The 11,341-nt window shown below is 62.1% G+C and carries 7 protein-coding genes; 4 read left to right on the top strand and 3 right to left on the bottom strand.

Annotation, left to right across the window (positions count from 1 at the left end):
* The first annotated feature begins 243 nt into the window (after positions 1-243).
* The 4 genes from mexE (at position 244) to AB4O36_RS10895 (ending at position 7,697) form a co-directional block, all read left to right on the top strand.
* Positions 244-1,497, top strand: coding sequence for a multidrug efflux RND transporter periplasmic adaptor subunit MexE (gene mexE, locus AB4O36_RS10910; protein ID WP_460124827.1), 1,254 nt, complete (start codon positions 244-246; stop codon positions 1,495-1,497).
* Positions 1,498-1,512: 15 nt separating this feature from the next.
* Positions 1,513-4,698 carry an efflux RND transporter permease subunit gene (locus AB4O36_RS10905; protein ID WP_460124824.1) on the top strand — a complete coding sequence of 1,062 codons (3,186 nt, stop codon included), beginning with the start codon at positions 1,513-1,515 and terminating at the stop codon, positions 4,696-4,698.
* A complete protein-coding gene (locus AB4O36_RS10900; RefSeq protein ID WP_460141715.1) occupies positions 4,698-6,119 on the top strand; it encodes an efflux transporter outer membrane subunit in 1,422 nt (473 codons plus the stop codon). The genes AB4O36_RS10905 and AB4O36_RS10900 overlap by 1 nt, the downstream gene beginning before the upstream one ends.
* A gap of 192 nt (positions 6,120-6,311) precedes the next feature.
* Complete coding sequence (locus AB4O36_RS10895; protein ID WP_460141714.1) at positions 6,312-7,697, top strand: hypothetical protein; 1,386 nt, start codon at positions 6,312-6,314, stop codon at positions 7,695-7,697.
* 283 nt (positions 7,698-7,980) lie between these two features.
* Here the strand turns inward: AB4O36_RS10895 and AB4O36_RS10890 are convergent, their stop codons facing one another.
* Genes AB4O36_RS10890 through AB4O36_RS10880 form a run of 3 tightly spaced genes read right to left on the bottom strand, consistent with a single transcriptional unit; the run spans position 7,981 to position 11,258 of the window.
* A complete protein-coding gene (locus AB4O36_RS10890) occupies positions 7,981-8,928 on the bottom strand; it encodes a biotin/lipoyl-binding protein (protein WP_460124816.1) in 948 nt (315 codons plus the stop codon).
* A gap of 4 nt (positions 8,929-8,932) precedes the next feature.
* On the bottom strand, positions 8,933-9,133 hold the full coding sequence (locus tag AB4O36_RS10885) for a DUF1656 domain-containing protein (protein ID WP_460124813.1): 201 nt from the start codon (positions 9,131-9,133) through the stop codon (positions 8,933-8,935).
* Positions 9,123-11,258, bottom strand: coding sequence for an FUSC family protein (locus AB4O36_RS10880; RefSeq protein WP_460124810.1), 2,136 nt, complete (start codon positions 11,256-11,258; stop codon positions 9,123-9,125). The genes AB4O36_RS10885 and AB4O36_RS10880 overlap by 11 nt, the downstream gene beginning before the upstream one ends.
* Between the last annotated feature and the right edge of the window lie 83 nt (positions 11,259-11,341).

The following is an 11,341-nucleotide window of genomic DNA, read 5'->3' as shown; positions in this document are numbered from 1 at the left end:
AATATTGTCCCACCACGCGGGCGACTGCCCCACCACGCCCTCTGGCGCTCATCATTGCAGACGCCGCAACAGACAATTGCTGCGAACCGGGTTGAATTCATCCTGGCGCAAGGCGCAGGCTAGAGAGCTGCCTGGGTTCTTATATCATTCCGAATGATAGTTACCTTCGCTTCGTTCGATTCGTGCGACAGCACTGCCGCCAAGCATCATCCGCCCATTCTCAATACATTGGCGGATGCTTCCATGGAACAATCACTCAAACATTTGCGCTTCCCCCTGGCCGTGTTGGCCGTTGTGGTGATGAGCGCCTGCGGCAAGGCGCCTCAGACAGCGGCGACCATGCCGGCCGCTTCGGTTAGTGTCGCCAAGGTGCTGGAACAACCGGTCAACGAGTGGGACGAGTTTACCGGGCGCCTCGAAGCGCCGGAGACCGTAGAAATCCGCCCTCGCGTCTCAGGCCAGATCGATGAAGTGGCCTTCACCGAAGGCGCGCTGGTCAAGAAAGGCGACCTGTTGTTCCAGATCGACCCGCGTCCGTTCCAGGCGGAGGTCCGCCGCCTCGAAGCGCTGGTTGCCCAGGCCCGTGCCAACGCCACCCGCAGCGAAAACGAAGCCCAGCGCGGCGAACGCCTGCGCACCAGCAACGCGATTTCCGCCGAACTGGCTGACTCGCGCACCAGCGCCGCTCAGGAAGCCCGCGCCGCCGTCGGCGCCCTTCAGGCGCAACTGGACTTGGCCAAGCTGAACCTGAGCTTCACCCGCGTGACCGCACCGATCAGCGGTCGCGTCAGCCGTGCGGAAATCACCGCCGGTAACCTGGTCACTGCCGATACCACCGCACTGACCAGCGTCGTGTCCACCGACAAGGTCTACGCCTACTTCGACGCGGACGAACGTGTCTTCCTCAAGTACACCCAGCTCGCTCGCCAGGGTAAACGTGGCGCCACCACCCCGGTGTACCTCGGCCTGTCCAACGAAGACGGCAACCCGCACTTGGGCCAGATGAACTTCGTCGACAACCAGGTCAACCCGAAAACCGGCACCATCCGTGGTCGCGCGGTGTTCGACAACACCGATGGCAACTACACCCCAGGCCTCTATGCACGTCTGAAACTGGTGGGCAGCGGCACCTATAACGCCATGCTGATCAACGACGAAGCCGTCGGCACAGACCTGGGCAAGAAATTCGTACTGGTGATGGACGGCGAGAACAAGACCGCCTACCGCGCCGTTGAACTGGGTCCGAAAATCGAAGGCTTGCGCATCGTGCGCAGCGGCCTGAACAAGGACGACACCATCATCGTCAAGGGCTTGCAACGCGTACGTCCTGGCTCGCCGGTCACCCCTGAAGTGGTGCCGATGGCCAGCGAACAGACCCTGGCGGCCCTCGCCCAACAACGACAAGCGCTGGAAGCCAGCAACCTGCCCCGAGTCGCGCCTGCCAAGGGCGCGCCGGGTGCGGCTGTGAAGCTGGCTGCTACGTCCCCACGCGGTTAAGGGATAACGACTCCGATGAATTTTTCCAAGTTCTTCATTACCCGGCCGATCTTCGCAGCGGTGCTGTCGCTGCTGATCCTGATCGCCGGTGCCATCTCGCTGTTCCAGTTGCCGATCAGCGAATACCCGGAAGTGGTGCCACCCACCGTGGTGGTGCGTGCCAACTTCCCGGGCGCCAACCCGAAAGTCATCGGTGAAACCGTGGCCGCTCCTCTGGAGCAGGCCATCACCGGCGTCGAGAACATGCTGTACATGTCCTCGCAGTCGACCGCCGACGGCAAGATCACCCTGACCATCACCTTCGCCCTGGGCACTGACCTGGACAACGCGCAGGTGCAGGTGCAGAACCGCGTGACCCGGACCGAGCCCAAGCTGCCTGAAGAAGTGACGCGCATCGGTATCACCGTGGACAAGGCTTCGCCCGACCTGACCATGGTCGTGCACTTGACCTCGCCGGACAAACGCTACGACATGCTCTACCTGTCCAACTACGCCATCCTCAACATCAAGGATGAGCTGGCGCGCCTGGGCGGTGTCGGTGACGTGCAACTGTTCGGCATGGGTGACTACTCGCTGCGGGTGTGGCTCGATCCGAACAAGACCGCGTCGCGCAACCTGACCGCTACCGATGTGGTCACCGCCATCCGCGAGCAGAACCGCCAGGTGGCCGCCGGCCAACTGGGTGCACCGCCTTCGCCGAGCGCCCAGAGCTTCCAGTTGTCGATCAACACCCAGGGCCGTCTGGTGTCCGAGGAAGAGTTCGAGAACATCATCATCCGCGCTGGCGACAACGGCGAGATCACTCGCCTCAAAGACATCGCTCGCGTCGAACTCGGCTCCAGCCAATACGCCCTGCGCTCGTTGCTCAACAACCAGCCGGCCGTGGCCATCCCGATCTTCCAGCGTCCTGGTTCCAACGCCATCGAAATCTCCAACGAGGTTCGGGCGAAGATGGAGGAGTTGAAGAAAGGCTTCCCGCAAGGCATGGACTACAGCATTGTCTATGACCCTACGATCTTCGTGCGCGGCTCCATCGAAGCGGTGGTTCACACCCTGTTCGAAGCACTGATCCTGGTCGTGCTGGTGGTGATCCTGTTCCTGCAAACCTGGCGCGCCTCGATCATCCCGTTGGTGGCGGTGCCGGTATCGTTGATCGGTACGTTTGCGGTGATGCACCTGTTTGGCTTCTCGCTCAACGCCCTGTCGCTGTTCGGCCTGGTGCTGGCCATTGGTATCGTGGTGGACGACGCCATCGTGGTGGTGGAGAACGTCGAACGTAACATCGAGTTGGGGCTCGAACCGTTCGAAGCAACCAAAAAGGCCATGAGCGAAGTGACCGGCCCGATCATTGCCACGGCGTTGGTGCTGTGTGCGGTGTTCATCCCTGCAGCGTTCATTTCTGGCCTGACCGGTCAGTTCTATAAGCAGTTCGCCCTGACCATCGCGATTTCCACGGTGATCTCGGCCTTCAACTCGCTGACCCTGTCGCCGGCACTGGCTGCCGTGTTGCTCAAGGGCCACGACGCGCCGAAAGACCGCTTCTCGAAAATCCTCGACAAGATCTTCGGTGGCTGGCTGTTCCGTCCGTTCAACCGCTTCTTTGAAAAAGCCAGCCATGGTTATGTCGGCACCGTACGCCGGGTCATCCGCAGCAGCGGTATCGCCCTGCTGTTGTACGCAGGCCTGATGGTGTTGACCTTCTTCGGTTTCTCCAGCACGCCAACCGGTTTCGTGCCTGGCCAGGACAAGCAATACCTGGTGGCCTTCGCGCAACTGCCGGACGCCGCGAGCCTGGACCGTACCGAAGACGTGATCAAGCGCATGTCTGACCTGGCGCTGAAACAGCCTGGCGTAGAAAGCGCGGTTGCCTTCCCGGGCCTGTCGATCAACGGGTTCACCAACAGCCCGAACGCTGGCATCGTGTTCGTCACCTTGAAGCCGTTCGACGAGCGTAAAGACCCGAGCATGTCTGCGGGCGCCATCGCCGGTGCCTTGAACGGTCAGTTTGCCGGGATCCAGGAAGCCTACATGGCGATCTTCCCACCGCCGCCGGTACAAGGCCTGGGCACCATTGGCGGTTTCCGCCTGCAGATCGAAGATCGGGGCAACCTGGGTTACGAAGAGCTGTACAAACAGACCATGAACGTCATCGCCAAGAGCCATAACGTTCCGGAACTGGCTGGGCTGTTCACCAGCTATACCGTCAACGTTCCGCAGGTCGATGCCGCCATCGACCGGGAAAAAGCCAAGACCCACGGCGTGGCCGTCAGTGACATCTTCGACACCCTGCAGATTTACCTGGGTTCGCTGTATGCCAACGACTTCAACCGCTTCGGTCGCACCTATCAGGTCAACGTTCAGGCCGAGCAACAGTTCCGCCTCGAATCCGACCAGATCGGCCAGCTCAAGGTCCGCAACAACCGTGGCGAGATGATCCCGCTGGCGACCTTCATCAAGGTCAGCGACACCTCGGGTCCGGACCGCGTGATGCACTACAACGGCTTCATCACGGCTGAAATCAACGGCGCGGCAGCCCCTGGCTACAGCTCCGGCCAAGCCGAAGCGGCCATCGAGAAGCTGCTCAAGGAAGAACTGCCCAACGGCATGACCTACGAGTGGACCGACCTGACCTACCAGCAGATCCTGTCCGGCAACACCGCGCTGTTCGTGTTCCCGCTCTGCGTATTGCTGGCGTTCCTGGTGCTTGCCGCCCAATACGAAAGCTGGAGCCTGCCACTGGCGGTGATCCTGATCGTACCGATGACCCTGCTGTCGGCCATCACCGGTGTCATTGCTTCGGGTGGCGACAACAACATCTTCACCCAGATCGGCTTGATCGTACTGGTGGGGCTTGCCTGTAAGAACGCGATTCTGATCGTCGAGTTTGCCAAGGACAAACAAATGGAAGGCCTCAACCCGCTCGCTGCGGTACTGGAAGCTTGCCGCCTGCGTCTGCGTCCGATCCTGATGACCTCCTTCGCGTTCATCATGGGTGTGGTGCCACTGGTGTTCTCCAGCGGAGCGGGTGCTGAAATGCGTCACGCCATGGGTGTGGCGGTGTTCTCCGGGATGCTCGGGGTAACCTTCTTCGGCCTGCTGCTGACGCCGGTGTTCTACGTGTTGATCCGTAATTTCGTGGAGCGCGGCGAAGCCCGCAAAGCGGCCAAGGCGCCAAAACTGAACAACCTGGAGGCGCACTAATGAGCCTGAAAGTCTTCCTGCCAAGCCTGCTGGTACTGGCCCTGAGTGCCTGTGCCGTAGGCCCGGACTATCAGACCCCGGCGACCGAACACGCCAACATCACCACCGCCACCGACGGCGCTGCCGGCCAGAAGAACTTCGACCGTTCGCGTTTCGAAGGCATCTGGTGGCAGCAGTTCGACGACCCGACCCTCAACCAGTTGGTGACCCAATCACTGCAAGGCAACCGTGACCTGCGCGTCGCCTTCGCCCGCTGGAAAGCGGCCCGGGCTATTCGCGATGACGTCAGCAATGACGCCATGCCGACCATCACCAGCCGTGCCAGCAGCGACCTGGGCAAAGGTCAGATCCCTGGCGAGACCACCAACCGGGTCAACAGCGAACGTTATGACCTGGGGCTGGACATGGCCTGGGAACTGGACCTGTTCGGACGCATCCAGCGCAACCTGGAATCCAGCGAAGCCGAGCAACAAGCGGCCGAAGCGGATCTGTACCAACTGCAAGTCACCATGATTGCCGAACTGGTGGACGCCTACGGTCAACTGCGCGGCGCGCAACTGCGCGAGAAGATCGCCCTGGCCAACCTGAACAACCAGCAGGAGTCACGCAAGATCACCATCGCTCTGCGTGACGCCGGTGTAGGTGATCAGCTTGATGTCGAACGCGCCGATGCGCGCCTGGCTTCGGTCGAAGCCAGCGTGCCGCAATTGCAGGCGGAACAGGTGCGGCAGAAAAACCGTATCGCCACCCTGCTCGGCCAACGTCCGGACAAACTGACCGTCGACCTGAGCCCCAAGGACCTGCCGGCGATTGCCAAGGCCTTGCCAATCGGGGATCCGGGTGAACTGCTGCAACGTCGCCCTGACATTCTCAGCGCCGAACGCAAACTGGCTTCGGCCACAGCGCGCATCGGCGTGGCCAAGGCCGACCTGTTCCCTCGGGTGAGCCTCAGCGGTTTCCTCGGCTGGACCGCCGGGCGCGGTTCGCAGATCGGATCCTCGGCGGCCAACGCCTGGGCACTGGGCCCGAGCATCACCTGGGCGGCATTCGACCTGGGCAGTGTGCGCGCCCGTTTGCGCGGCGCCGATGCCGACGCCGAAGGCGCCCTGGCGACCTACGAGCAGCAAGTGCTGCTGGCACTGGAAGAATCGGAAAACGCCTTCAGCGACTACGGCAAACGCCAGCAACGCCTGATATCGCTGATTCGTCAGAGCGAATCCAGCCGCGCAGCCGCCGACCTGGCGCAGATTCGCTACCGCGAAGGCACGGCCGACTTCCTCGTCCTGCTCGATGCACAGCGCGAGCGCCTGGCGGCAGAAGACAGCCAGGCCCAGGCGGAAATCGATCTGTATCGCGGCATCGTCGCGATCTACAAAGCCCTGGGCGGCGGCTGGCAACCGGAGACGGTCGCGAGCAAGTAACCCTTCAACGAGCTCTTTTGGTTGGCAACACCAACCAAATTTTTTGCCCCGCGCCTCATTCGGTCGCGGGGCTTTTTTTTGCCTGATACGCCACCACTCCCACGCTCGACTCGATATCAATATGCCACTAACCCCTGCTAAAATCCGCCCCGCTCGCCAATGGATGCCGAGCGTTCGATGGAGTTGTTGCGCGTGAAGTCATTTCCCCGTTTGGCAGGTTTTTTATGTGTGGTGACCCTGGCGGGCTGCGCCGGTTCTGGTGGCCTGAGCAACAGTTATCGAGACGGCATCGTCGCCCGCCTCAAGGCCGAACGCAGTGCCATGGCGACGCGAGTCCTGGCCCAGCCGTTGCCTTTGAACACGGTGATTAAAACGGGCCCACACGGCGCCATGGCCCAGTTTGACGTGCCCGCCCAGGGCGCCGAACCTGCTACCCAGGCGCGGCTTTTCGCCCGCTGCGACACGCAGGCCTTGAGCATGGATTATCGCGACGCCCGGGCCTGGACCATTGTCTCTGCCCTGCCCGAGCAGACGCCCGCCACTCGTAGCGTCACCGCGCAACTGTGCCAGGCTGCCAAGGGTGGCGAATGGCGAGCGCTCGCGGCAAACGAAGCTGACTGGCTGCTGCTGGACCCGCAGAGCCAGGCGGTCATCGACGGTCAGTTGTGGGTGTGGACCGGCGTCGACTACGAGCGTGCGCGCCAGAGCGAAGACGACACCTATACCTATGATCGCCAGTACGAACGCGTCGAGATCGATTGCGCAGCGCGGCAGGTCAACAGCCGACTGTCCATGCGATCGGTCGCCGCGACGCTGCTGACACCGCCGACCCAGCCGATTGCCAGCAGCCTGAGTGCCAATCAACGCAGCCAACTGGTGGGCGCACTGTGCCCGGTAACGGCTGACCTGGCGAACCTGCCGGCGGCCATCATGCGCAAGAAGCTGCCGCCAAACCTGGCGACACCGCAAGTACCGGAAACCCTGCTGTCCCAAACCCGCGCATTGCCACGTGGTGAAGCGGCCAGCAGCCTCAGTCACCTGCAAATGGTCTACAGCGCCAGTTCGCCACTGATCCCCGGCGCACAAATCAACGAAAACCCGCTGGACCTGTACCTGCACACCGGCCCGGCACCGGGCCTGTGGCGCGTGCAATCAGTCGGCGCCCTGTCCAGCGAAGGCGTGAGCATCCGCTGGCGCGGCCTGATCGACCTCGCCACCATCAACCGAATCGGCAACAGCGGCAAGATGGAGCAACGCCCAAGCCCCGAGAGCATTCACTTGGCGGGTGATTGGAAGAACGTGCCAGCCGGTGCCACCCTCAGCTACAGCAAGGTGAGTAAAAGCAGCGAGGGCAAGGCCTTCACGCAAAATGTCGAGTGCCAGGTCGGTCCCTCGTTCCCGGCTTCCCAGCAAGTGGCCTCCCTCAAGGGTGAAGCGCGCCTGGTCACCTGCGCCCAGCTCGAAGGCCTGAAATCGAAGAGCACCCATGTGTACCTCAAGGACTACGACCTGTTCGTGCAGACCCTCGACAGCTCGATGCTGATCGTGCAGAACAATACGTTGAAGGCGGCGGAGTAACGCCCCTCGCCTGTCCTGTAGGAGCGAGCATGCTCGCGATGATCGTCAACGATAACGCTGGCTGTCTGATTGCCCACGTTGTCTGGTCTACCATCGCGAGCATGCTCGCTCCTACAGGTCTGCGCTACACCCTGACTCCAAGAACACCCCTGGCCCCTGTGGGAGCGGCGGTGCGACGATTCGACTTGCCCGCGATGAGGTCATCACATCCAACATCTTTGGTGCCTGACACACCGCCATCGCGAACATGGCGAATCGTCGCACCGTCGCTCCTACAGTGGGATCAGCGCCTTTGCTTGACCGTCACCGTCGCCGTGGTGCCCGCCCGCAGCTGGCCCTTGCCGGCGTAATCGGCGTCGATACCGATTCGCACCGGGACCCGCTGGGCAAGCTTGACCCAGGTGTAGCTGGGGTTGATGTTGGCCAGCAGGCGCCCACCGGGCAGGTTTTCACGGTCGGCGATGGCGAAGGCAATGCTTTGCACGGTGCCGCCAAAACGCTCGCCGCTCATCAATTCGATCTCTACCCGGTCACCCTCGGCGATTCGCGGCAGCTTGGTTTCCTCGAAATAACCGCTGATGTAGAAGCTGTCGCTGTCCACCAACGCCACCAACGGCCCGCCGGCCGTGGCGTAGTCGCCCTGGCGGGTCAGCAGGTTGGTGACGTAACCGCTGACCGGCGACTCGACCCGGGTGCGTTCCAGATCATGTTCAGCCTCGGCCAGCGCGGCGATGGCCAGTTGCACATTGGCCTGGGCGAAACTCAGGTTGGCCTGGTTGCGCAGCAGATCAGCCTGGGCCACCGACACATCAGTGCTGGACTTTTCCCACTCTTCGCCGGAAATGGCCGCGCGTTCTTTGAGTGTCCTTCTTCGGCGCTCTTCGCTCTGGCGCTGCCTGAGCAACGCCTGGCTCGCCACGATGGTCGCTTCGGACTGGCCCAGCGACGCCTTCGCCACTTCCACCGAACGTTTGGCATGCTCCACCGCCAACGCGTAGCGCGAGGGATCGATTTCCAGCAGCAACTGCCCTTTCTGCACATGCTGGTTGTCCTGTACCGCGAGGTTGACGATGCGTCCCGCGACATCGGCGGACAAGGTCACCACATCGGCGCGTACCCGTGCGTCGCGGGTCCAGGGCGCCCGGGTGTAGTGCTCCCAGGCGAACCAGCCGAGCACAAAAGCCAGCACCACTATTGCCACTGTCGTGAGTCGGGCAAGGATCTTGTTCAACGCATCACGCTCCCATCAGCAGAATCAGAGTGGCACACACGCAGGCGTACAAGGCACCTTCAAACAAGGCTTCATGCCAGACGAACTGCAATACCCCAAGGCGGCGCAGAACCCAGTCCAGAAGCAGGAAAATCGCAAGCCCGAGCAGCAACGCCTGGGCGATCGGCGGCAGATAGACGCCGCCTATCTCAAGATCAATGGGCAAGTGCGGGTACTCCTTGTGGCATTGGCGCCTCGAAATGGGCCCGGTGACGTTGCAGGAACGACACCACGATCAGCAGCGCCACGCGCATGCGGAACACCGACCACAGTTGTTCATGCACGTTGCAATGCAGGGCATCCAGTTCGTCCCCCAGGGTTTGCAGGCTGTCGAGCACCGTGTCCAGTACAACGTCAGGACGACCGGCGATCAGCCGCCCTGTTTCGCGCACCGTGGCGAACAAGCGGCCCTGTATCTCCAGACTGAGCAAGGCATTGTGCTGCCCTTGCTGGCGAAGCTGGGTCAACGCGATGCCTACAGCCATGCAACCGAGGCTGACGTCGAACAGGGCGCGCGCCGACGTGTCCTGGATCGCCGGCAGCAGTCCGAGCATGGCAGTCAATCGGTCGACCATGCGGCTCTCGAAGGCGAACTGGTTTTCATCCGTGGCGGGTATCGTCATCAGGGCCTGTACCTGCTCGCGATTCTCCTTGTGCAAGCGGCGTATGCGCAGCGCCGGTCGGAAGGGAAAGATCAGGGCATAGACGCTTAACGCCAATGCGGTGGCGCATACGTACGCGCCAGCAAACTCGAACCACTGGATTGCGCTGTTTTGTCCAAGGCCGGTGTTCTGAGGTCCCAACATCAGCAGTGTGATCAGTCCGAGGGCGATCCCGGTGCCGGTCGTTGGCGGGCTCGACAACCCCACGGCGACTGCATACAGCACCGGCGCCAACAGGAGCGCCAGCATTTCGAAATTGCTAACCATCGGCACGAGGGCAAACTGCAAAATCGCCGACACCACCAGCGCCAACCCCAGCCCCCGGGCGAAACCTTGCGCCGCCAGCAAAGGCCTTGGGAACGTCGCCATCAGCGAACAGAGAATCCCGGTGACGATCATACCGCCGCGGGCACCGTCCCAACCGGTCTCGATCCAGATCAACCCCGCCACCATCAGCGCGCAAAAGGCACGGATCGCGTTCATCGCCGCCAAGGTGTAGTCCATGTGCAGCGTGTTTTTCTGTCCGCGATAGAGGCTGCTGGCACCGCGTCCACTCTGGATCGCGTCGCTTAATTCGAGGACCGTTTCGAATTGCTGGACCAGCCGCGCCTGCTCCCAACGCAGCGACCACGACAACGAGCGCAGGGTGGCCGGCAATGGTTCGACCAGTTGTTCGGAGCGATAGGCCAGGTCATCGAAACGCTTTTGCAGCGCCGCAAATTGACGCCGTTGCTCATGTGGCATCGTACGCCCCAGCCGGGCCAGCTCATCGAGGAGCGCGACTTCTTCGTCAAGCAGGCCCTGGATTTCAACCGGCAACTCGCCTTCCCAACGCTCAAGCAGCAGTTGCCGTTGGTGACGCAATGCCGTGAGCCGAGCCGTCAGCAGCATCAGCTGATTGCCGAGCAATTGCACGAGGTCGTCAGCGCTGCGCAGGCGCGGCGCGTCGTAATACAAATGTCGACGAACGCCCTCCAGCGCCCCGATCTGCCCGAGCAATTGCATCTGCCGTTGCTGAAATTGCGCCTCGCTCTCGTGCGTGCGAATCACCGCGATGGCGTGGGTGGCCAGCAACCGGGTGATTTGGTCGATCCTGTTGAAATAATCCCGGGCAACGTTCTCCGGGCGCGCCGTCAACAGGCTCACCACACACACGCAGGCCACCGCCAGCAAGGTTTCGGTAACACGGGTCACCGCGAGCAAAAAAGTACCGTCCTGATCCGGCACCGCAAGCAAGCCGACCACGACGGCCGTGTAGCCGCTGAGCACAAACGCTCCGGAACTGGTGTAACGCAGCAAGGTGCCGCCGGCCGTGCAGACGGCCAGCCACAGGGCCAAGGTGACGAGGAATGGCAGCGGCGCCTGGGGAAACAGCGCCATGAACGCCACGGCCACAGTGGCACCAACGGTGGTGCCGATGACCTGGCCAAAACTGCGCGCCAGGGTCATGCCGGCCGAGGGTTGACTGACAATGACCACGGCCATGATCGACCACTTGGGCTGATCAAGGTCGAACAAGAACGCCAGGTACAGGGTCAGCAACCCGGCGGCGATGGTGCGCAGGCCGAACAGCAGCACGCCGGGGCCGGGATGCAGGATTGCCTTGAAGTACTCCAGCAGCGCTTGCATGGAAACGGCTCGTAGGGTTCGATCAAGCAAGCGTAGTCAGTGTTGTCGGGTGGCACATTCAAAGATGATGTCGGGGCGACTGG

Source organism: Pseudomonas sp. S2_E01 (genome assembly GCF_054668365.1).
Note: the sequence above shows the minus strand (reverse complement) of the source record. Positions and strands in the feature narration are given on the sequence as shown.

Coding starts and splice junctions, on each gene's coding strand:
- mexE (WP_460124827.1), top strand. CDS start 244: ATGGAACAATCACTCAAACATTTGCGCTTCCCCCTGGCCGTGTTGGCC.
- AB4O36_RS10905 (WP_460124824.1), top strand. CDS start 1,513: ATGAATTTTTCCAAGTTCTTCATTACCCGGCCGATCTTCGCAGCGGTG.
- AB4O36_RS10900 (WP_460141715.1), top strand. CDS start 4,698: ATGAGCCTGAAAGTCTTCCTGCCAAGCCTGCTGGTACTGGCCCTGAGT.
- AB4O36_RS10880 (WP_460124810.1), bottom strand. CDS start 11,258: ATGCAAGCGCTGCTGGAGTACTTCAAGGCAATCCTGCATCCCGGCCCC.